The 21,606-nt window shown below is 51.6% G+C and carries 18 protein-coding genes (1 of these 18 only partly in view); 1 reads left to right on the top strand and 17 read right to left on the bottom strand.

Features of this window, described 5'->3' with window-relative positions:
* The 16 genes from ltrA to acpS all read right to left on the bottom strand — a co-directional run.
* A protein-coding gene (ltrA, locus tag ACFWUL_RS02725) for a group II intron reverse transcriptase/maturase (RefSeq protein WP_416176815.1) crosses the window boundary here: on the bottom strand, window positions 1-1,308 show its 5' portion. It extends 105 nt beyond the left edge of the window; the window shows 1,308 of its 1,413 coding nt (coding positions 1-1,308); the start codon lies at window positions 1,306-1,308; its stop codon lies beyond the left edge, outside the window.
* Window positions 1,309-1,767: 459 nt separating this feature from the next.
* Window positions 1,768-2,343 (bottom strand): hypothetical protein, encoded by a 576-nt coding sequence (locus ACFWUL_RS02720; RefSeq protein ID WP_416177727.1) that lies wholly within the window; start codon window positions 2,341-2,343, stop codon window positions 1,768-1,770.
* A 140-nt stretch (window positions 2,344-2,483) separates the two neighbouring features.
* Complete coding sequence (locus tag ACFWUL_RS02715; protein WP_416176725.1) at window positions 2,484-3,557, bottom strand: IS630 family transposase; 1,074 nt, start codon at window positions 3,555-3,557, stop codon at window positions 2,484-2,486.
* 286 nt (window positions 3,558-3,843) lie between these two features.
* Window positions 3,844-5,304 (bottom strand): MBL fold metallo-hydrolase, encoded by a 1,461-nt coding sequence (locus tag ACFWUL_RS02710; protein ID WP_416177726.1) that lies wholly within the window; start codon window positions 5,302-5,304, stop codon window positions 3,844-3,846.
* A 51-nt stretch (window positions 5,305-5,355) separates the two neighbouring features.
* Window positions 5,356-6,705 (bottom strand): esterase, encoded by a 1,350-nt coding sequence (locus tag ACFWUL_RS02705; RefSeq protein ID WP_416177725.1) that lies wholly within the window; start codon window positions 6,703-6,705, stop codon window positions 5,356-5,358.
* Between the two features lie 600 nt (window positions 6,706-7,305).
* Window positions 7,306-9,312 carry a sensor histidine kinase gene (locus tag ACFWUL_RS02700; protein ID WP_297020384.1) on the bottom strand — a complete coding sequence of 669 codons (2,007 nt, stop codon included), beginning with the start codon at window positions 9,310-9,312 and terminating at the stop codon, window positions 7,306-7,308.
* 17 nt (window positions 9,313-9,329) lie between these two features.
* Complete coding sequence (locus ACFWUL_RS02695) at window positions 9,330-10,019, bottom strand: response regulator transcription factor (RefSeq protein ID WP_297020382.1); 690 nt, start codon at window positions 10,017-10,019, stop codon at window positions 9,330-9,332.
* Between the two features lie 383 nt (window positions 10,020-10,402).
* Window positions 10,403-11,200 (bottom strand): phosphate ABC transporter ATP-binding protein PstB, encoded by a 798-nt coding sequence (gene pstB / locus ACFWUL_RS02690; protein ID WP_297021060.1) that lies wholly within the window; start codon window positions 11,198-11,200, stop codon window positions 10,403-10,405.
* A 17-nt stretch (window positions 11,201-11,217) separates the two neighbouring features.
* Window positions 11,218-12,156: a phosphate ABC transporter permease PstA gene (gene pstA / locus ACFWUL_RS02685; protein WP_297021057.1), complete on the bottom strand. Its 939-nt coding sequence runs from the start codon at window positions 12,154-12,156 to the stop codon at window positions 11,218-11,220.
* On the bottom strand, window positions 12,153-13,064 hold the full coding sequence (gene pstC, locus ACFWUL_RS02680) for a phosphate ABC transporter permease subunit PstC (RefSeq protein WP_416177724.1): 912 nt from the start codon (window positions 13,062-13,064) through the stop codon (window positions 12,153-12,155). The genes pstA and pstC overlap by 4 nt, the downstream gene beginning before the upstream one ends.
* A gap of 94 nt (window positions 13,065-13,158) precedes the next feature.
* Window positions 13,159-14,043 carry a phosphate ABC transporter substrate-binding protein gene (locus ACFWUL_RS02675; RefSeq protein ID WP_416177723.1) on the bottom strand — a complete coding sequence of 295 codons (885 nt, stop codon included), beginning with the start codon at window positions 14,041-14,043 and terminating at the stop codon, window positions 13,159-13,161.
* 209 nt (window positions 14,044-14,252) lie between these two features.
* Complete coding sequence (locus ACFWUL_RS02670; protein ID WP_416177722.1) at window positions 14,253-15,263, bottom strand: uroporphyrinogen decarboxylase family protein; 1,011 nt, start codon at window positions 15,261-15,263, stop codon at window positions 14,253-14,255.
* 743 nt (window positions 15,264-16,006) lie between these two features.
* Complete coding sequence (locus ACFWUL_RS02665; RefSeq protein WP_297021046.1) at window positions 16,007-16,228, bottom strand: DUF3006 domain-containing protein; 222 nt, start codon at window positions 16,226-16,228, stop codon at window positions 16,007-16,009.
* Window positions 16,228-17,157 carry a ComEC/Rec2 family competence protein gene (locus tag ACFWUL_RS02660; RefSeq protein WP_297021044.1) on the bottom strand — a complete coding sequence of 310 codons (930 nt, stop codon included), beginning with the start codon at window positions 17,155-17,157 and terminating at the stop codon, window positions 16,228-16,230. Before ACFWUL_RS02660 ends, ACFWUL_RS02665 begins: the two co-directional genes overlap by 1 nt.
* Window positions 17,158-17,444: 287 nt before the next feature.
* Entirely contained in the window at window positions 17,445-18,974 is a 1,530-nt protein-coding gene (locus ACFWUL_RS02655; RefSeq protein WP_416177721.1) for an NAD(P)H-hydrate dehydratase, read from the bottom strand.
* Window positions 18,955-19,347: a holo-ACP synthase gene (gene acpS, locus ACFWUL_RS02650; RefSeq protein WP_297041655.1), complete on the bottom strand. Its 393-nt coding sequence runs from the start codon at window positions 19,345-19,347 to the stop codon at window positions 18,955-18,957. Before acpS ends, ACFWUL_RS02655 begins: the two co-directional genes overlap by 20 nt.
* Before the next feature lie 484 nt (window positions 19,348-19,831).
* Between acpS and ACFWUL_RS02645 the strand changes: the two genes are divergently transcribed.
* Window positions 19,832-20,356, top strand: a complete 525-nt coding sequence (locus ACFWUL_RS02645; protein WP_297041658.1) for an HdeD family acid-resistance protein — start codon at window positions 19,832-19,834, stop codon at window positions 20,354-20,356.
* Between the two features lie 146 nt (window positions 20,357-20,502).
* Here ACFWUL_RS02645 and ACFWUL_RS02640 read toward each other — a convergent pair whose 3' ends face one another.
* The gene (locus ACFWUL_RS02640; RefSeq protein ID WP_416176725.1) at window positions 20,503-21,576 is read right to left on the bottom strand and encodes an IS630 family transposase; all 1,074 of its coding nucleotides are present in this window, start codon (window positions 21,574-21,576) and stop codon (window positions 20,503-20,505) included.
* Window positions 21,577-21,606 lie beyond the last annotated feature (30 nt).

The following is a 21,606-nucleotide window of genomic DNA, read 5'->3' as shown; positions in this document are numbered from 1 at the left end:
TGTCCCTTTTCGGCAGTTGGCCAGTTCGTGTACCTTCCATTCCGGTATTTTGTATTGCCGTATCATTCGGTACTTTGTCCTGACCTTTTTCCACTGTGTCCAGTAGATGGCTCGTATTCGCCTTCTCACCCATTCATCCATCTCACGAAGCATTCCTGTCATATCTGCCAACTTAAAGTAGTTCACCCATCCTTTGGCTATCTGATTGAACCTTACTGGGCGCATTTCATTACTAATCGCTTTATTGCGGTTGGTAATAGCCCTCAGGTTTTCTTTCAGTTTGCTCTTGGCCTTCGGATGTACTCTGAAGTGGCATTTTCCTTTCTTGCGATAGAATCCGTATCCCAGATATTTTACCTTGGATATGGATTCCACGCTGGTTTTCTCCCTGTTCACTTTGAGGAACAGCTTCCCTTCAATGAACGGGATGATGTGGACTAAGGTTCTTTCTGCACTTTTCCTGCTTTTACACAGTATCATGCAGTCGTCTGCGTAGCGCACAAACTTATGCCCCCGCTTTTCCAGTTCCTTGTCCAGTTCATTCAGCATGACATTCGCAAGTAGAGGGCTGAGTGGTCCTCCTTGTGGTACGCCTTTCTCACTCTTTTCAAATATCCCGTGAGACATTACGCCTGCATTGAGAAATTTATGTATGAGCGAGATGTCTCTGCCATCTTTTACAGTACGCGAAAGAATCTCGATGAGCTTGCTTTGGCACACCGTGTCAAAGAATTTCTCAAGATCCATGCTTACCGCATAGACATATCCTTCCTCCGCATACTTTTGGCATTGTCTTAAGGCATCATGGGCTCCCCGCTTTGGACGAAATCCCAAACTGGAATCTGAGAATTGCGGCTCATAGATAGGCATAAGTACTTGGGCTATGGCCTGTTGCACTACCCTGTCTACTACCGTCGGTATTCCCAACTTACGAAATTTGCCTTTTTCTGCCTTGGGTATTTCTACCCTGCGGACCGGTTCAGGGGTATATTCCCCTGCCACTATCTCCTCAAGCAGGTCCAAGCGGTGCTCGCTAAGATACGGTAGAAGTTCATCTACACTCATCCTGTCGACTCCGCCTGCCCCTTTGTTGGATTTCACTTTCCTGTAGGCAGCATTCATGTTGTCACGGGATAAAATCCGCTTAAGGAGACTGTCCGTTGGCAAGTCTGCAATGATGTTGTTGTGTTCAGCAATCCCCACATGGATGGGCACTCCGGCATATCCCTGCTGTTCCGCAGCTGCTTTCTGCCAGTAATCTTCTTTCTGAAGTTGTCTGCCTTTAAGCCCATGGTTGGTTACTTTCATTGACTAACATCTCCTAAAGTTCGGCCCTTCCCAGATATCTATAGGTCATCTGGTACTATGGCTTCTGCTGACTTCTCACGACAAATCTTATTTCAACCACAGCACAGCCCAATAAATACAGCCTTATTCTGCTGTGTCCGTGAGACCTCCCCAGGTAAGAACGCACTCTTTCTCTCCATATATCCGCCACATTTACTCTACAGGATTCCGTACAGCTATGGGACTTCAGTTTGTATGGCAACCTTATCCATCCTGCCGTAGCCTTATGTGATTCTTGTACATCGGACCGGAGATTTGCCTGCACCTTCCTTCAGATTCCACCTCACGATGGACACCCTTGGTGTTCGGCTATGACCTTCCCGCTGTCGGGCAGTCTAGGGACTTTCACCCTCAAGAGTGCACCCATGCTGGGCGCACCATAAAAAAATGGCGTCCCGGAGGGAACGCCATTTTTTATCGTTACGATTTCAGGGTACCGATAAAGGTATTCGTTTTACTGTCATATTTCAGGTCATAGTCTTCTTTAGTTCCACCTGTGGTAAGATGAAGAATCAGTTCCTTTTTGCCTACCTCAAAGGAAGCGCCGTCGGCGGTTTCCTTGAGAGAAGAAGCGGTGAAGAGGGTAGAAAAATTGCCCTTACTGTAAGAAATGATCTGCGTCCCTGCGGGTGTACCTGTTTCTACCAGGTAATATCTTCTTCCCGTATCCGTATTGACCAGCGGCGTCACGGTAAGTTTCGCATCGGTATAGCTATGGCCATCGCTGCTGGTACCGGAGGTTACCTTGACCGGAATGGAGGAAAGGGTCAGTTTATTCTCTGACGAATTCATGGAGAATATAATATCGGCGCTGCCGGACTCGCCGGATGTCATTCCCACGTCAAGCCGCTGTTCTGAGGAGAGGGATGTGTGGAAAGCTGCTTCTCCCTGGTTCACAGCCAGGATGGTACTGTCCCCGGTGGCCCAGTTGGCCGATACGCCGGCGGACAGAAGAATAGAAAATAATGCTGCCGAGATCCATACTTTTTTCATCATAGAGTCCTCCTTGGTCATACAGTGTTTTTCTTTATTATACGTGAAAAGAGGGCTCTCTGCCAATTGCGGTTTGGCGAGCTGTTGGAGCGAACGGTTTGGCATGCTTGCGGATAGAGTCACTCGCATGGAGCTCCTAGTGTCTAATTTCGTAAGTTTCCGATTGTATCCCTAAGTTGCGAACCCTTGACCTCACGTTTTTTCCAGCGGAACGGTTCTGCATGCTCATTGTAGGCAGCAATAAACTTTTTAATCGCTGACACAAGATCCGAAACAGAGTCAAAACTTGCCCCTCGGAGCACTTTTCGCGACATAATGTTAAACCATATTTCCACTTCATTCAGCCAGCTTGCTGACGTTGGTGTGTAATGAAAATGGACATTAGGATGCTTTTCCAGCCAGTCGTTTAAGCGCTTGTGCGTGCAGTAATTATCGACAATAATATGATATTGCACTTTGTCTCCACCCGGCTCACTTTTCAATAAGTCATCTAAAAATTCTTCAAAGTCCTCTCTGGTTTTTCTCTTTGTTGTCTTTCCATAAATTTGTCCGGTAGCTACCTCCAGTGCACCGAATAAATTTATTGTTCCATTCCTCCGATATGTGCTTTTCAACCCGCGCACAATTTTCTTGTTATGAGTAAGTACATATCCTTGGGCTCTACTTAAGGCCTGTATCGATGGTTTCTCATCAACGCTGATTACGACAGCATTCTCTGGCGGGTTCAAGTAAAGTCCCACGATATCAGCAGACTTTTTAGTAAACTCCGGATCAGTACTGACACACCAGGAACGCTGCCTTGCCAGCTGTATTCCTTCCTTTCTCATAAGTCGCCAAATGGCAGCCTTTGAGACATTCAGAACTCTTGCCAGTGTAGGACCATCCCAGTGTGCTAGCCCGTCTGGAGGCGCTTCCTTCAGCTTATTTAACACCATTTCGCGGAATTCCGGTCCATATTGAGCAGTACGGCCCCGCCTTTTCTTATCCTGTAGTCCAGGGATGCCCTGTTCAGCGAAACGATTCCGCCAAAGGCTAACGGTATTGGGGCGTTCCCCCAACTTAGCCGCGATATCCTTGATTTGCATTCCATCAAGACATAGAAGAACCATTTTTGCACGTCTTACAATGCGATGCTCTGTTTTTTGAGAGTTTACGATTTTATGCAGTTCTATGCGTTCGCTTTCGGAGCAGCGTATTTGCTTAGCAACTTTTGGCATAACGTTATCCCCCCCTGCAATTTGCATTTATCTGGAATAAGTATACCATTATTTGCTGTGTCCGGCAATACAATCTATTATTTATGAAATTAGACACTAGCTTCTAGCGGCTAGCTGTTAGGAAGGCTGATCCGCCTACGGCGCTTCTACCCGGTATTTCCGTCAGTCATTCGTGCCATAGGCTGGCCAGCTTTCCTAGGAGCTAGCAGCTAGAAGCCCCCGCCCGAATGACTCTACCCATCAGCGCCAAACCAAACAGCTCGACAAGCTGAAATATCGCGATGAGTTAACTGCTGCTTTTCGGGAAATCTACGGTGAAACCATTCCAGGTGTAAGTTTCCCTTTCACCGGGAAGAGTCTTTTCCGGACTGACAGTGGCGCTGTCGCCGGGGCGCACGCGGCCGCGGTCATAGATGACGGTATCTGAACCGGTAGATGCCGCCCGTTTGGGACCATTCGATGAAGTAGAGGGTTCATAGGAAAGATCCGGCATAATGCCCCTCATGGCTGCCTCATAATACGCATCAAAGACGGATCCGTCCTTTTCCCCCGGTCCTCCGTACATGGTATCGAACAGGGGCCGCACCGTTTCCAGATGTTTCATGTTTTCCGCAAATTCAGGAAGCGTGATATTGAGCACGATTCTATTGGGGAAAAGAAATTCATCCCCCGTGAAGAGAATCCGGCTCGTGGGGTCCAGAATGGCAATGCCACCCTGGGCATGGTTTGGATGGGGGAAAGCCAGAATGGTCAGTTCCCGATTCCAAAGATTCAGCTTGTATCCGTCCTTCACCGTAATCACAGGATAGTCTCTTAGGAAATCGATACCGGAAAAGCTGGCATAGGGCCGGGTCGCATAGGGCACACTGATGGGCGACATGAAAGCGGCATCAAAATAGGCATCGTTGGCGGTATGGTCGAAGTGATAGTGGGTATTGATGACGTATTTCACCGGTTTTCCTGCAATTTTCTCTGCTTCCTTCCGGATGTTGCCGGCACCATATCCGCAGTCAATCATGACGGCCATGGTATCTCCCGCAAGGAGGTAGCAGTAGTCCCCATCACTCCGGATCTGCCAGGTATCGGGGGCAATCTGCTTTACCTCATACCAGGCTTCATCCATGGGAACCGTAGTGCCGTCGCTGTTGCGAATCAGTACATTGTGATGGGATGAAAAATCAATGGATTCCACAGGCTTCCAGATATGGCTCACGTCGATATCTGTCACCCCGTCTGCCAGATCCCGGCTGCTGCCTTCAGAGACCTGCTCCGTCACCACTCTTGGCGTATGGACATCCGGGACTTTTCCCAGGAGAGCCGTGAGTGCAGCATGGGCCGGTGCGTAGCCGGCGGTATCTGCCAATTCATACAGTTCTACGGCGTTTTCGCGGCTTTCCGGAACTCCCTTTCCTTCTGCATAGAGCCGTGCGAGGGCTGTAAGAGCCGGAGCCCCGATGAAGTCGGTACGGTAAGAGGATTTCTTATACCAGGCAGCAGCTTTTGCATCATCCACCGGTACCCCTTCCCCCTTTTCGTACATCTGTCCCAGCCGGTACATGGAAGTAATATCATCATTATTTGCCGATTTTTCGTACCATTCCCTGGCTTTCCGGTAATCCTTCGGGAGGCCTTGACCATTTTCGTAGCAGAGACCGATGTAGCGCCCTGCCTTTTTATGACCCATACTGTCGGCCATGTAGAAATAGGACAGTGCCTTCTCGTAGTCCCCCTGACGGTAGGCTTTCACCCCCTTAGGCTCCCAGGAATGCCAGCCCCAAAACTATGGAATTACGCTTTTTCATTTGGCCGCCTCCTTTTTCTGTTCAAAGAGCCAGTCTCTCACGGTTTCCAGGTTATAGGCCACGGACCAGGTATACATATGGTTCCCATCCTTGAAAACCGTGAAATGCATAGGATAACCCGTATCTTCCAAAGCCTTTGCCTTCGCTTCCAGGTCGGTCCAGGAGCCCTTGGTGTCCCAGAAGGTGCCGTCTTCTACCACCTTCGTCCCCAGGGATTTCCAGAGAGATACGGCGGAACTCATGCCGGGGTAGGCCTTGTTGTCCCCCTGGGACACGATGATCCAGAGTTTCTTATCCTTCATAGCCTTCATTTCCTCCACATTCCACTGGCATGCCACCAGCAGCTGGGCTGCGAAGAAATCAGGATATTTATCGCTGATAGCAATATTGGCCATGCCGCCCTGGGACTGGCCCATGCCGTAGATACGGTCCGTGTCCACCGCATATTTTTTCGTCACATCGAAAATGAGGTCCCATGTCAGGGTAAGGCCCGGGGTCCACACGTTGGAGTCCGTGGTCATCATGCCGAGCTCATTGATCAGGTCATCGGTGTAGTGGGGAATAAGGATAATGCATTCATGCTTTGCCTGTTCCGCCGGTTCAGCCCAGATGGTGCCTCCGTTGCCCTGGTAGAGAGAGGTTTTGGGATCATTCGTATCTACGCTGGCATCACCGATGAAGACCACCATGGGGTACTTCTTCGCCGGGTCATAATTCTTCGGCAGGTACAGGTTATAGGGCATGGAATAGCCGGTGGAAGGATCGGTATACACATACTGTTTGAAGGAATTCAGTACCGGTTCCTCCGTCCTGGTGCTCTTTACGAATTCGCCGGGGGTATACAGATTATCCTTTGCTGAAAGGATATAGCCCTTCTGCCTTACGGAAATGGAAAGATCCGGTGCCACCCGGTCCGAATGCATAGGAGCGTCACCACCGGGAGCAGGGCCCCTGTTATCTTCTCCGTTTTCATTCTTATTATCCTTCTTTGCCCGGGATGCCAGGTCGCCGTAGAAAGATTCATTCACGTATTTAAACTTCAGCACCACATAGGGTCCCGCTTTTTCCTCCCCGTTCACCGAGTTTTCATCACTTACGTAAGCCTTCTCTATGGTCTTTCCGGTAACCTCAAAGCTATCAGCGGACACGGATCGAGGCATAAGTTTTTCCGGATATGTCAGGATGGCAGCAGCCGTTTTCTCTCCATCCCCATAGACATGGGCTACACCGGTTACTGACTGAATCCCCTCAGAGGAAACCGCAGCCTCTGCTTCAAAAGGTATAACGCCGCCGCAAAGGGCAGTTCCCAGGAGAGACAGAATACATAATTTCTTCCAGCATTTCATGGTTTTCACCTCAAAAAAATAAAAAACGCCATGCTAAAAAGCAAAGCGTTGATTTTGCTGAACCCAGCGGGCTCCAAACACAGCCCCTATTCAGTTGGCGTCATTTTACCACACCCATGACTTCGGGTCAAGAAGGGACTATTGGGGTTTGACGGGCTGATGGAGGCTGTGGTTGGCGAGCGGCCCAAACGGGGTGAATGGTTCATAAGGGTTGTGGGTTGGCATCGCTGCGCTCGCCAACCGGGTGGTGGCTGCATGCCAAGGCTGCCGCCTTGGCGCAGCAGGGGCCGTTGGTTGGACAGCGGCTTCGCCGCTATTGGTTAGCCTCCTTCCTTGGGAAGGAGGTGGCGCCGAAGGCGATGGAGGTTAGCTATTGGAAGCGCCGCAGGCTGGTCCACCTCACGCCCCCGCTTTGGGAAGGCGTCAGCCTTCCCAAAGCCACAACCCGGTTGGGCCAGCGAAGCGGCGCCCGACCCACAACCCTTAGCCCCATCCATCCGAGTGGCCCAACAGCCAGCTACCATCAGCTCGCGATACTGAAACATCCCAGTTCCCGCCAGAAAGGCCCGGGAAAGGTCTGTCCTTTTCCCGGGCTCATGATTACTTTTTCTTCTTTTCTTCTTTTACCGTCTTCTTGTCCGGTTTCTCCCGTTTCTTATCATCCGGGGAATCGGCGTGGCTGTGGCCGGAGGACTTTTTCTTTCCTTTCTTGTCCTTTTTCATTTTCTTCGTCTTATGGCCGTTTTTCTCTTCCCTCTCCGGGAGGTCTTGTTTTGTTTCTTCCTGCGCTGCGGCCCGGTCTTCCTCCGCTTCCTTCTGCGCCAGGAGTCCCGATTCCGCTTCTTCCGCTTCTTCTTTAGCCGTCAGGGCTTCACTGTGTTCTTTGGATACATCAGCGTCGCTCATGCGGGGAAGAATCACGGTCACTGCGGTTCCTTTTCCTTCCTCACTGGAAATGGAAAGGGTGCCCTTATGCTTTTCTACGATGTGCTTACAGATGGCAAGACCCAGTCCGCTTCCGCCGGTGGCTTTGTTCCGGCTTTCTTCGGCCCGATAGAACCGTTCGAAGACCCGGCCCTGCTTGTCCTTGGGGATGCCGATGCCCGTATCGGAAATGACGAGTTTCATCTTGTCTTCCCCTTCCGGCGTCAGAACCGCGTGGACACTGCCATCCTGATTATTGTATTTCACCGCATTATCCAGGAGGTTCATGATGAGTTCCGACAAGAGCGCCGCATTGCCATAGGTATAGAGGGGCTGCGTATCTACAGAAATAGTAACTCCCTTTGCTTTGGCCTGGGGCATGATGAGGTCCGCCGCGTAATGGACAAGGCTGTCTACAGACACCGTTTTCCAGGTAATGGTGGTTTCTGTTTCTTCAATCTTCGACAGGTGCATAATGGTGTCGATGAGAGTCAGCATACGCTGGGATTCATTCACAATGCGGCTGCCGAAAAGTTTCACATCATCCGGATTCTGGTACATACCGTTGGCAATCATTTCCGCAAATCCGCTGATGGAGGTGAGTGGCGTCTTCAGTTCATGGGATACGTTGGCGGAAAATTCCCGTCTCATTTTTTCAGCCATGTAGGAAGCCGTCATATCCCGGAGCACGATGAGGAGGCCGGTCTCTCCATTGGACAGTTCCGTCTTGTGCATGACCATGCGGTACGGTTTGCCGAAGAGGTTCATGGTATATTCCTGGCGGCCTTCGATCCGGTAGGCCTTCCCGATGACCCTGAGCCAGTCCTGGTCATGGTAAAGGCTGGCGATGCGGCGGAACCTTTTATCCTCGGCAGGCTTGAATATCTCTTCAATCCGCCGGTTGTAGTCCAGAATTTCCTTGCGTTCATTCAAAAGGATAATGCCGTCGGAAATCGTATCGATGACAGTACGGATGGTATTTCTTTCATCTTCGATATCTTCCAGGTAGCTTTCGATTTCATTGTGCTGTTCTTCCACTTTACGGATGAGCGGGTTCAGTTCCTTGTAGTCCGAAGGAACTTCACTCACCTTTTTGCCTTCCATGATCTGCTGCACAAGGTCACCGAGGAGATGGAAGGGTTTCAGGATTTTTTCCGTTTCCCTTTCTGCTGCAAAAAGACACCCTACCACGAAAACAATGAGGAACAGCAGGATTTCAGGAAGGTAGGCAGAGAAGCCCTTATAGGAAACGACCCGGGCACTGGAAAGGCGGAGAATACTTCCGTCCGGTGCCTTCTGGGCGTAGTAGCTCTTTGGGTTGTCATTGGCGTCCCGGTGAACCGCTTCCCCAGTCCCTTTATCCATGGCTTCTTTGACTTCCTGGCCCGCTGCATAGTCTTCGTCAGTGATATTGTCACTGTCGTAGATGACGGAGCCATCCTTATCGAGCCATACGATATGGATAATTCCATGGTTATCGTCATACACCTGCTTCAGGTAGTCCCTGGTGCTTTCTTCATGATCCAGGGATACCGCCATGGCCATGGTGCGGTTCAAATGCTGCAGCTCGTGGCTGAACTGTTCCTGCATGCCCTGGTAATAAAGGACAGCGGAAAGGATGAACGTAATCACCACGGAAAGGATGCCCATGAGCAAAAGGCTTCTGTAAATGCGAACTTTCATAGATGAATGACTCCTGTTTACGATTTTCTGTCGCCCAGGCGATAGCCCACTCCCCTCACGGTGCGGATGCAGGAACCTTCGCTGCCCAGTTTCTGCCGTAAACTCATAATGTGCATATCGATGGTCCTGCTTTCCATTTCAAAGGGAGAATCCCAGACGGCCTGCATGATCTGGTCCCGGGATAAAACGATGCCCTTATTTAATAACAAATAGCACAATAAGTCAAATTCTTTTAATGTAAGCTGTACTTCTTTTCCATCGGAGGTGACGCTGTGCTGCTCCTGGTCCACCACGATGCCGTTGAAAGAAAGGAGCCTGCTCTTCGATTCCTGGGGCTTTTTTGCGCGGCGGAGAACAGAACGGATCCGGGAAAGAAGCTCCATGATACCAAAAGGCTTCGTCACATAATCGTCGGCCCCCAGGTCCAGTCCCTTGACGATATCAAATTCGCTGGTCTTAGCGGTCATCATGATGACAGGGATTTCCTGGATCTTTCCGGAAGCCCGGATTTTTTTCAGGATCGTCAGTCCATCTTCCCCGGGAAGCATGATATCCAGGAGTACCAGGTCCGGCGTGTTCTTCTGGAGGGCTTCGTAAAATTCCGGAGCATCTCCGAATCCTTCTACTTTATACCCCTGTCCCCGCAATGCATAACTTACCAGTTCACGAATGCTTTCATCATCTTCCACACAGTAAATAAGCGGCATGTCCGTCCTCCTCAGGAAACAACTAAAGCCGGTACAGTACGGGGATTCCGCACTGACCGGTCATATTCTGTAGGGCTGCGATATGAGACTATTTCAGTTTGTCGAGCTGTTGGGAATTGGCGGTTGGCATGCTTGCGGATAAAGTCACTCGCATGGAGCTCCTAGCTGTTAGCGGCTAGCAGCTAGGAAGGATGATCCGCCTGCGGCGCTTCCACCCAGTATTCCCGTCAGTCATTCGTGCCGTAGGCTGGCCAGCTTTCCTAGAAGCTAGCAGCTAACAGCTAGAAGCTCCGCACGAATGACTCTACCCACCAGCGGCGCCCCATCAGCTCATCAAACCGCAATAGTCATATCTGATTCAATTGTATCATACTCTGTCCGTATCAGCCGAAATTGCCGGATACGTAACGGATGGTTCTTTCCTTCTTCGGATTTTCGAAAATCTGCCTTGTATCGCCGTATTCCACCATTTCGCCGAGGTAGAAGAAAGCGGTCTTATCAGCGATACGCTGGGCCTGCTGCATGTTATGGGTAACCATGACTACGGTGTAGTCTTCCTTCAGCTTCACAGCCAGTTCTTCGATGTGGGCTGTGGAAATGGGGTCCAGTGCAGAGGTGGCTTCATCCATGAGAAGCACTTCCGGTTCCACAGCCAGGGCTCTGGCAATGCAGAGACGCTGCTGCTGGCCGCCGGAAAGGCCGAGGGCGGACTTATGGAGACGGTCTTTCAGTTCGTCCCAGATGGCTGCCTGTTTCAGGCTTCTTTCAACGATTTCATCGAGGTCGCTCTTTTTGGTGATGCCCTTCAGACGGGGACCATAAGCGACATTATCATAAATGCTCTTCGGGAAGGGGTTCGGCTGCTGGAATACCATGCCCACATGGCGGCGAAGGACGATAGGATCGATTTCCTTGTAAATATCGACGCCGGAGAGAAGGACCTGTCCTTCCACGCGGCAGCCGGGAACCAGGTCATTCATGCGGTTCAGGGTGCGGAGGAATGTGGATTTGCCGCAGCCGGAAGGTCCGATGAGGGCGGTGATCTGGTTCTTTTCAATGCGCATGGAAATCTTCTTCAGCGCCTGGAAAGCGCCATAGTAAAGGTCCAGTCCCTTGCAGTCAAAAATGATATTGGAATAGACGGAAATGGACGGTGCCTGGGCGGAGGCCTGGACGGCCATGGAATTGTTATTTGTCATCATGAATTTTCTCCTTCAGTTTTTCTGGAAATATAACGGCTCACAAGTCTGGCTCCGATACTGAATACCAGAACCATAATCATTAATACGGCAGAGGCGGCAGCGGCTGTATCCACAGCGCTGGGGCCAAGGCCTTCCGTACGGGATGCCCATACCTGGAGGGACAGGGTCTCGCCGGGGCGGAAAGGATTCAATGGACAGGTAGGGGATGTGATATCCCATACATTCCAGTTAATATCAGTACTCATACCGGCGGTGTACAGAAGGGCGGCGGCTTCGCCGAAACCTCTTCCTGCTGCCAGGATGACGCCGGTCACGATAGGTCCCACTGTCGCAGGAAGCATAACGTGCCAGATGGTTTCAAAATGGGTAGCCCCCAATGCCAGGCTGCCTTCCTTATACCCACTGGGAAGCGCTTTGAACGCATCGTAGGTGGTGGAAGTGATAAGCGGCAGGGACAGCACCGATACCGCCAGGGCGCCGGAGAACAGGTTCCACTGGCTGTGAACCATGATGATAAATACGAGGTAACCAAAGAGGCCGACTACGATGGAAGGAAGGGAAGACAGGGTCTCGATGGCAATGCGGAGACTGTTTGTCACTCTTCCTGGCGGTGCATATTCCGCCATATACACACCGGCCATGACGCCGATGGGTACGGAAATAATGAGGGACAGGACAACGAGGTAAACGGTATTGAAAAACTGGTTTCCAATACCCTCGGGCCCGAAGGAAAAGATTTCCGGTTTGAATGCTTTCACGCCGCCCCATACCACATAGAGGGTAAAGGCAATGAGCAGCAGCACGAAGGCAGCGGAAATAAAATAAAAGAAGAAAGTGGCCACATGGTCCATGAAACGGGCTCTTTTCAGGCCGCTGTCGATGAGGCGAAGATCGGAAGCGCCGCCTTTGATTGAATGGGATGGTTCCATTGTCATGCCAGGGACTCCTTTCTCGCCGCAATGAGGTGAATAATCAGAATGAAGATAAGAGAAATAATGAAGAGCAGGAGAGCCATGGTCCACAGGGCGGAATTCAGTTCGCCGCCATCCATGGCGCCGCCCATATCAGAAGCAATGGCAGCGGTGAGGCTGTTCGTCGGAGCCAGGAGGCTTGTGGGGAATGCTTTCATCTTGCCGATGACCATGGAAACTGCCAGGGCTTCCCCGAAGGCACGGGCCAGGCCCAGCACAATGGCCGTGAGGATTCCCGGCAGCGCTGCCGGAAGGAGGACTTTGTAAATCATCTGCCACCGGGTGGATCCAAGGCCGTAGGCCCCTTCGATGTACTTCTTATTGACGCTGCGGATGGCATCGGCGGAAACGGAAGTAATGGTGGGGTAAATCATGACGGAAAGAACGATGGACGCCGCCAGCACGGACTGCCCATGGGGCAGTTTGAACAGTTTCTGCAGGAACGGTACCAGCACCACCAGGCCAACCCAGCCATAGACGACGGAAGGGATGCCGACGAAGATTTCTACCGCCGGACGGATGATTTTTTCACCGATCTTTGGGGAAATCTGTGTCATGAACACCGCCGTGGACAGACTGAAGGGAATGGCAATCACCAGGGCCAGGAAGCAGGTGAGGATGGAGCCGTAAATAAAGATGGCCGCCCCGACCTTGCCGCCGCCTACGTCCGTATCCGAAGGCTTCCAGGCGGAGGAAAACAGGAATTCACCGATACTGTGATGGAACTCCGTAAAAGTAAGCATGCCCTTTGCCAGAAGGAAGCAGCCGATGGCAATAGTAAGGACAATCAGAAACAGGCCGCATATGGTGGATACGCTTTTACCCAGAATTTCACGCCGGAACATATGCTGCTGGCGCGTATTGCTTTCCATTCATTTCTCCTTTTTTTAAAGACGGGAAAGGCAGCCGCACTTTCATACGGCCGCTTTTCCCGCAAACTATTCTGTATACCTTTGTCAGAAAGGATTATTTTGTCTTCATTTTGGAGGATACGCCGTAGCCCTGTTTTTCAATTTCTACGCCGTATTCATCGGAGAGAACATAGTCCAGGTAAGCTTTTACCGCACCGGTAGCTTCACCCTTGGTGTACATGTGTTCATAACCCCATACTTTGTACTTGCCGTTGTAGGTGTTTTCCAGTGTCGGTTCTACGCCGTCGATGGCAACTGCAGCTACATCCTTATTGTTGACGAGGTAAGGAAGTGCTACATAGCCGATGGCGCCTTTGGTCTGGGCAACGCTCTGGATCAGTGTGCCGCTATCATCGGTTTCAAGAGACTTGTTGGAAGCTTCTTCCTTGCCAGCCAGTGCCAGTTCAGTGAAGAGAGCACGGGTGCCGGAAGTGGTCGGCCTGGTTACCAGAACGATTGGTTCATCCGGGCCGCCAACGTCTTTCCAGTTGGTTGTCTTTGCAGTGAAGATATCCTGCAGCTGCTGGGAAGTAAGGCTCTTTACCTTTTCGGCGATGTCCTTATTCACAATGGTTGCTACGGTCATGGTGCAGACTTTGTGGTCCACAAGGCCCTTTGCCTTATCAGCGGGGAGCTTCTTTTCTGCCGGAACATCGGAGTTGCCGATATTGACAGAACCTTCAGCTACCTGTTTCAGACCTGTACCGGAACCGCCGGCATTCAGGGTGATGGAAACATCCGGATTCTTTGTTTTGAACTTAGCTGCCGCATCTTTAGCCAGCGGAAGCAGTGCGGATGAACCGGAAACGGTTACCTGGCCGGATACCTTTGCGCCGGAAGCGGCACCGCTTTTTGCCGGAGCTGCGTTACCACCGCAGCCTGCTGCTGCTACGAGTGCTGCAGAAGAAAGAGCCAGAGCCATCCACTTTTTAAGATTCATGTTAATCCTCCCTTGAAACGAATGATGATTTATTCTTTTTGTTTCGATGATTCTAGTTTACGGGATGGATGTAAAATGCATAACTGTAAAAGAGTATAGTTTCCGTTTACTTTGTAAGTTTTATGTAAATTTTTCAAAAAGACAAAAAGAGGTTTGGAAAATCGATTTTCCAAACCTCTTCATATTTTATGAATATAATATTGGCTGTCTCAATTTTTGCAGTATTCCTCCGCCGCGTCACGGACCCAGTTGAACCGCTGGGAATCGATATCCTTGGGCACCGTGCAGTCGGCACCGAGGATGACCCCCTTTGTGCCGGCATGGTCCAGAAGCCGTCTCGTTTCCGCCTGTACCTCTTCCTTCGTGCCGGAGTAGAGAACCCCTTCCGGGTTATTGTCGAAGCCGCCGATGACGCAGCAGTGATCGAAGATTTCCTCTCCCTTCTCCAAAGGCACCCCTTCGAAGGCCACGGCCCAGTTCACCGCCTTGAAGGGATAATCCCTATACCAGGTGAGGTCATTGTGGCAGCCCATGTAACCGCAGATATGGAGGAGATTGTAATCGGACACGGAATTGGCGGCCTCCAGCACCGCCACCTCCGACGGCGTGATGAATTCCCTGTATTTTTCCTTCGTCATGGCAGGATGGGGAATATTCTGCACGGACAGGTAAATGCCATCGGCATGGCCATCGGTGATGACTGCCTTCGCCAGGGTGGCAATGTCCTCCGTCAGCACCGCCATCACTTCCTTCAGTGCCTCCGGGTCCTCCTTCATGAAATCGGTGATTACGGTCTTCGCATTGCTTCCGGTCTGCTGGAATTCGATGCACCGGGTGGGGGCAAAGAGATTGTAGAATACCATGACCTCTTTCCCGTACCGCTCCGTCAGGATGCCGCAGAGTTCCACCTGCTTCTGCACCCATTCCGAATCCCGGCCCAGGGGCTTTATATGTTCCGCATCCCTGATGGATTTCAGGTCGTGCAGCTGCTCATGGGGATAGAGGAAAAATCCATCCGTCATGATTTTCACGAAATCCGGATGCCAGGAATGATAAAATCTGTCATGCCCCGCCAGGTTATCCACCCAGGCGGAATGATCGGCCAGTGCGTCTGCGTGTCTCTGATCTGCCAGGAAATGATGCCAGAAACCTACCGGTACACGATCTACCGGTCTGCAGTCAAGAGCTGCCTTAACGAGTTCTCTCTTAGTCTGTGCCATAATGCCCCTCCTTTAGAAGCAATACTATATATAGGATATGGTTACATGGTACTTGAAGGAAATCGGAAAAGCAAGAGGGAGGAATTGAGCTTCACCGATAGTACTACACGAGCTGATGGGTTTGGCGCTGATGGGTAGAGTCATTCGTGCGTAGGCTTCTAGCTTCTAGCTGTTAGCACCTAGGAAAGCTGGTCCGCCTGCGACGCTTCCTACATTTCCCATCAGCTAACCTCAGCCCCGTGGGCAGCTCCTTCTCGAGGAAGGAGCCTCCTGCAGAGTCAATTGTTCGTTTTATGGTCAAAGTCTTTAGGGTTCCAACGGCGGCGGAGCCGCTAATGATTAGCCTCCTTCCTTGGGAAGGCGAGGTGTCCTGCATAGGACCCTCGAGCCGGGCCCAAGTTTGCGCTTTACCTGCCCATAAAAGCGCCTTCCTTTCTGGGCCCGGCCGTCGGTGGCTGCGAAGCAGACGGAGGTTAGCTGTTGGGAAGCGCCGCAGGCTGTGGAGCATTCCTAACAGCTAGAAGCTAGCAGCTAACAGCCCCGCTCCTAATGGCTCTGCACATCAGCATACCAACCTCCAACAGCTCTACAAACCGCAATTTGACGGCATCGGAATCATCCCATCCAAAAAGGAGCGGCGCTATATGAATTGTGCGCCGCACCACCCCCTCGGGCGAAGCCCGTTCCCCTTGAGCCACTTTGCCGAAGGCATTACCCCTCAGCCACTTCTGGCCGCAGGCCAGTCACTCCTCCCCATTCATCTTCTTGATTTCCGCCAGCAGGTCCTCCGCCTCTTTCCGGGACTCCGCCTCCCTTTCCGGGTTCTCCGTGAATTCCATGTCAATGGCCATGCCTTCATGGATATTCTTGAACCATTTCGCCGGGAGGATCACCGTCTCCTCTTCTTCTGTCAGGAGGACCGCTTTTTTCCCTTCGATTCTGTCTACAATGGCTTCTTTTTTCATTATGCCCGCTCCTTTGTAATCTGATACTTGCTGCCGTCGGTGGTCAGGGTGACCGTACCATTCCGGTCGGTACGATAAATATTGATCTTTGCCTTTTCCAGTTTCTGCAGGGTCACCTTGTGGGGATGGCCGTAGTCATTGCCCTGGCCGCAGGAAATGAAGGCGTCCTTCGGGGATACGGCCTTCAGGAAAGTGGGGGAACTGCTGGTACGGCTGCCGTGGTGGCCCACTTTCAGTACATCACTCTTCAGGGTACCTCCCTGTTTCAGTATGGTGGCTTCTTCTTCCTTCTCTGCATCTCCCGTGAAGAGCATGGAGAAGGTGCCGTAGGTCAGGCGGCCTACGATGGAATTGTTATTGAAATCGGAATTGCCTTTCTGGTCCTTGATTACGGAAACAGGTCCCAGCACATGGAATTTCACGCCGTCAAAGAACTCCAGGTCCTCCCCTGCCTTCAGCACGTGGTAGGGAATCTTACGGCTCTTGATCTGCTGGAGGTAATTCTTGTAGGACCCCGTATTGGCAGGCATGCCGTCATCGTAAATGGCGTCTACCTTGAAGTTCTTGAAAATCGCATTCATGCCTCCCAGATGGTCTGCATGGGGATGGGTGATGATGATCTTGGAAATTTCTTTTACCTTATATTTATGGAGAAGCGCGACGATCTGGTCCCGGTGCTCAATATCCCCGGTATCGATCATCACAAACTTTCCGTCCTTCTCCAGAAGAAACGCATCTCCCTGGCCGATATCCAGCATCCGGACCGTGAGCCCGCTGCCCTGAGCGGCTTTGGCAGTCTTGGCGGCCGCCGCCTTCGACCCGGAAGAAGCGGCGCTTCCGCCTCCCCCGCAACCCGCAAGGGCCAGGCCCACAGAGAGGAACAGCACCAGGGCCATCAGTATTTTAAGTATCTTTTTAAATAAGTTCATGGACTACTCCTTTGCAAATTGCGGTTTGTCGAGCTGTTGGAGCGAACGGTTTGGCACGCTTGCGGATAGAGTCACTCGCATGGAGCTCCTAGCTTCTAGCGGCTAGCTGCTAGGATGGCTGATCCGCCTGCGGCGCTTCTACCCGGTATTTCCGTCAGTCATTCGTGCCGTAGGCTGGCCAGCTTTCCTCAAAGCTAGCAGCTAGAAGCTAGAAGCTCCGCACGAATGACTCTACCCATCAGCGCCAAACCCAACAGCTCGACAAACTGAAATATCGCCCCCAAACGTTACTTTCCTTCCATCACCCGTTCCCGGGCCAGGGGGACAAGCCTTGCCAGGTCACTGGCCCGGTAGCCTACGGAAGCCTTCTCCGCCGCCAGGTCTCCTGCCAGGCCATGGAGGTAGACACCGGCCATGGCGGCGCAGGACCCATTCATGTCCTGTCCGGCGAGGGCCGTGATGATGCCGGTCAGCGTATCGCCCATGCCGCCGGTGGCCATGCCCGGATTGCCGGTGGTATTCACCCAGGCTGCCCCGTCGGGCAGGGCCGTCACCGTAGGCGCCCCCTTCAGCACCAGGACCACATGGTTTTCCACGGCATACCGGATGGCTTCATCGATGCGTCCCTTTTCCACCTCCGCCGGAGAGAGGCCGGTGAGATGGGCAAATTCCCCTACATGGGGCGTCAGGATAAGGCGTCCCGGACATTTCGCAAGGTCCACCTGCTGCTCCTTCAGGGCATAGAGGCCGTCGGCGTCGATGAGAATGGTCTTATCCCAGTTGGTCACCATCTGTTTCACGAATTTTTGGGTTTCTTCCGCCCGGCCCAGTCCGGGACCGATGGCGATGACATCGTAGGCCTTCGCCTTTTCCAGGGCCGCCTCGCTGTCCTTTTCAGAAAAGCAGGAGCCTTCGCCGACGGAAGAAACCATGAGTTCCGGGATGTTCCCCGCCACCAGGGACGCCGTTTTCTTCGTAGTTACCAGGGCCACCTTGCCGCCGCCGGCGTAGAGAGCCCCCTGGCCGGCCAGAAGCGCCGCCCCTTCCATGCCGTCGGACCCGGCGAAGATACCGATGAATCCATTCTTCCCTTTATGGCTCACCCGATTTCTTACGGGAAGCACATTGAATACATCCTCCCGTTCCACCAGACGCACCGGGAAATCCACCCGGGCCTCCTCCGGAATCCCGATAGGGGAATACAGGAGGCATCCCGTATAGGAAGAGCCGGGATAGAGCACATGGCCCCGCTTGATGGACCCAAGGGCCACGGTGTAGTCGGCATCCACCACCACCCCTGCCGGTTTCCCGGTATCCGTAATCATGCCGCTGGGCACGTCGACGGAAATGATGATGCCCTGGGCCTCGTTCATGAGGGAAATGAGCACCGCCTTTTCCCCTTTCACTTCACTGGAAAGGCCGGTGCCGATCAAAGCATCCACAATGATGTCCGCATCATGGATGTAGGGCGCCCCTTCTTCCGCCTTTTCGATAGGAATGACGGGAATCCCCATCTTTTCCACCACCGACTTGTAGAGCTTCGATGAATCGCTCATGTGGGCTTCATTTCCCATAAGGAGCACCATCACCCGGGCTCCCTTCCCGGCGGCATACCGGGCTGTCACGAAACCGTCGCCCCCGTTGTTTCCGGTGCCGCAGACAATGACCGTAAATGCACCGTCCCAGTGGACTTTGTCTTCCGTGAGGCGTACGACAGCACTCCCTGCGTTCTCCATGAGCACCATTTCCGGAATGCCATAGTCCTTCATGGCCATGGCATCCAGAAGCCTTGATTCTTCAGTCTTTGTGAGTATCATCACTGCCTCCCGCCATAACGACCACCGCTATGGCCATATTGTCTTCATGGGAAATAGAAATAGACATGTCCCGGATTCCCAGTTCCTCCGCCCTCTTCCGGAAGGTACCCTGGATATGGAGAATCGGAGCCCCCCACTTCGTCCAGGTCACAAAGGCATCCTGCCAGGCAGAGCCGAAAATCCCGATGCCCAGGGCCTTGCCCGCCGCCTCCCGGGCACCCCAGAGGGCTGCATAGGACTCGGCCCGTTTCTTTCCCTTCTTTTCACAATGGGCAATTTCCTCTGCCGTGAAAATTTTCTCCGCCCGGGCCGGAAACTTATCCAGAATCCGCTGCCACCGTTCTATCTTCACCAGATCCACGCCGACATACATAGAGGATCTCCTTTCTATATAGAATATATGTAGTATCTTTCTTTATTGTACAGGAGAGGGAAAGGAGATTCAAATGATGGAAAAAGAAGGAAGCCAATATCAGCAGGCAGCACATCAAATTGCGGTTTGTAGAGCTGATGGGTTTTGCATGCTGACGGGTAGAGTCACTCGCATGGAGTTCCTAGCTTCTAGCTGTTAGCTGCCAGGGAAGCTGGCCCGCCTGCGGCGCTTCCTGCCTGTTTCCATCAGTCATTCGTGCCGTAGGCTGTTGATCTTTCCTGGAAGCCAGGAGCTAGCAGCTAGAAGCCTCCGCACGAATGACTCTACCCATCAGCGTCGCCCCAACAGCTCGACAAATTGAAATTGGCGAGTTTCCCCGGTTCCGGCTTATCATGTGGCATTCCCTGTGGAAAAGGACTATAATAAAGGCAGGAGATAAATAGAAGATTAGCAGAGTGTAAAAATACAAAAAGGAGCGATTATTATGCTTTCGTCAGCACTATTGTTAATCGGCAGTATTCTTTTCATCGGCGCCGGTATTTTCTGTATAGTACAGCCAGCCGAATCACTTTTAGCCGTTGGATATTACATCGGATTTGTCATCGTGCTGGGCGGTGTTTGCCAGTTGCTCCGTTTCTTACGGGCTGATTCGGAAGAAAGAACCCTCTGGCACCTTCTTATTTCTATTCTTGATATTGCTTTCGGTCTCTGGATGGTCGTATCCGTGGGATTTGCAGCAGTGGCTTACCTGCTGCCCCTGCTCTTTGCCCTCTATATCCTCATCCGGGGCCTGTTCATGATTATCCTTCGCACAAAGAAGAAAGCAGCCCTGAAGAATCCGGATCTCTACATGGGCGCCGCCATTGTCCAGATTATCCTGGGCATCGTCCTCATCCTCCGTCCCGATGCGGCGGGACTTCTCTTCATGTACATGGTCGCCCTGGCCCTCATCTGGACCGGTATCAGTACCTTCCTCACCTGGCGGAAGAAAGAAAACCTGGATGAATAATGACAGTAAAAACCTGCAGTCCTAATTCCTGGGACTGCAGGTTTTTTATGCATAAAACAGAACCCTGCCAATTTCAGTATATCGAGCTGTTGAGTTCGACACGGGTGGGTAGAGTCATTCGTGCGGGTGCTTCTAGCTGCTAGTGTCTAATTTCGTAAGTTTCCGATTGTATCCCTAAGTTGCGAACCCTTGACCTCACGTTTTTTCCAGCGGAACGGTTCTGCATGCTCATTGTAGGCAGCAATAAACTTTTTAATCGCTGACACAAGATCCGAAACAGAGTCAAAACTTGCCCCTCGGAGCACTTTTCGCGACATAATGTTAAACCATATTTCCACTTCATTCAGCCAGCTTGCTGACGTTGGTGTGTAATGAAAATGGACATTAGGATGCTTTTCCAGCCAGTCGTTTAAGCGCTTGTGCGTGCAGTAATTATCGACAATAATATGATATTGCACTTTGTCTCCACCCGGCTCACTTTTCAATAAGTCATCTAAAAATTCTTCAAAGTCCTCTCTGGTTTTTCTCTTTGTTGTCTTTCCATAAATTTGTCCGGTAGCTACCTCCAGTGCACCGAATAAATTTATTGTTCCATTCCTCCGATATGTGCTTTTCAACCCGCGCACAATTTTCTTGTTATGAGTAAGTACATATCCTTGGGCTCTACTTAAGGCCTGTATCGATGGTTTCTCATCAACGCTGATTACGACAGCATTCTCTGGCGGGTTCAAGTAAAGTCCCACGATATCAGCAGACTTTTTAGTAAACTCCGGATCAGTACTGACACACCAGGAACGCTGCCTTGCCAGCTGTATTCCTTCCTTTCTCATAAGTCGCCAAATGGCAGCCTTTGAGACATTCAGAACTCTTGCCAGTGTAGGACCATCCCAGTGTGCTAGCCCGTCTGGAGGCGCTTCCTTCAGCTTATTTAACACCATTTCGCGGAATTCCGGTCCATATTGAGCAGTACGGCCCCGCCTTTTCTTATCCTGTAGTCCAGGGATGCCCTGTTCAGCGAAACGATTCCGCCAAAGGCTAACGGTATTGGGGCGTTCCCCCAACTTAGCCGCGATATCCTTGATTTGCATTCCATCAAGACATAGAAGAACCATTTTTGCACGTCTTACAATGCGATGCTCTGTTTTTTGAGAGTTTACGATTTTATGCAGTTCTATGCGTTCGCTTTCGGAGCAGCGTATTTGCTTAGCAACTTTTGGCATAACGTTATCCCCCCCTGCAATTTGCATTTA

It is taken from the genome of Dialister sp., from assembly GCF_047832375.1.
In the GTDB taxonomy this organism is placed as follows: Bacteria; Bacillota; Negativicutes; order Veillonellales; family Dialisteraceae; genus Dialister.
Note: the sequence above shows the minus strand (reverse complement) of the source record. Positions and strands in the feature narration are given on the sequence as shown.

Excerpts from the sequence above, each read along its gene's own strand:
- ACFWUL_RS02665 (WP_297021046.1), bottom strand. The coding sequence starts at position 16,228 with ATGAAAAAAGAAGCCATTGTAGACAGAATCGAAGGGAAAAAAGCGGTC.
- ACFWUL_RS02660 (WP_297021044.1), bottom strand. The coding sequence starts at position 17,157 with ATGAACTTATTTAAAAAGATACTTAAAATACTGATGGCCCTGGTGCTG.
- acpS (WP_297041655.1), bottom strand. The coding sequence starts at position 19,347 with ATGTATGTCGGCGTGGATCTGGTGAAGATAGAACGGTGGCAGCGGATT.
- ACFWUL_RS02705 (WP_416177725.1), bottom strand. The coding sequence starts at position 6,705 with ATGAAATGCTGGAAGAAATTATGTATTCTGTCTCTCCTGGGAACTGCC.
- pstC (WP_416177724.1), bottom strand. The coding sequence starts at position 13,064 with ATGGAAAGCAATACGCGCCAGCAGCATATGTTCCGGCGTGAAATTCTG.
- pstA (WP_297021057.1), bottom strand. The coding sequence starts at position 12,156 with ATGACAATGGAACCATCCCATTCAATCAAAGGCGGCGCTTCCGATCTT.
- ACFWUL_RS02720 (WP_416177727.1), bottom strand. The coding sequence starts at position 2,343 with ATGATGAAAAAAGTATGGATCTCGGCAGCATTATTTTCTATTCTTCTG.
- ACFWUL_RS02695 (WP_297020382.1), bottom strand. The coding sequence starts at position 10,019 with ATGCCGCTTATTTACTGTGTGGAAGATGATGAAAGCATTCGTGAACTG.
- ACFWUL_RS02640 (WP_416176725.1), bottom strand. The coding sequence starts at position 21,576 with ATGCCAAAAGTTGCTAAGCAAATACGCTGCTCCGAAAGCGAACGCATA.
- ACFWUL_RS02670 (WP_416177722.1), bottom strand. The coding sequence starts at position 15,263 with ATGGCACAGACTAAGAGAGAACTCGTTAAGGCAGCTCTTGACTGCAGA.
- ACFWUL_RS02645 (WP_297041658.1), top strand. The coding sequence starts at position 19,832 with ATGCTTTCGTCAGCACTATTGTTAATCGGCAGTATTCTTTTCATCGGC.
- ACFWUL_RS02700 (WP_297020384.1), bottom strand. The coding sequence starts at position 9,312 with ATGAAAGTTCGCATTTACAGAAGCCTTTTGCTCATGGGCATCCTTTCC.
- ACFWUL_RS02675 (WP_416177723.1), bottom strand. The coding sequence starts at position 14,043 with ATGAATCTTAAAAAGTGGATGGCTCTGGCTCTTTCTTCTGCAGCACTC.
- pstB (WP_297021060.1), bottom strand. The coding sequence starts at position 11,200 with ATGGCCGTCCAGGCCTCCGCCCAGGCACCGTCCATTTCCGTCTATTCC.
- ACFWUL_RS02715 (WP_416176725.1), bottom strand. The coding sequence starts at position 3,557 with ATGCCAAAAGTTGCTAAGCAAATACGCTGCTCCGAAAGCGAACGCATA.
- ACFWUL_RS02655 (WP_416177721.1), bottom strand. The coding sequence starts at position 18,974 with ATGATACTCACAAAGACTGAAGAATCAAGGCTTCTGGATGCCATGGCC.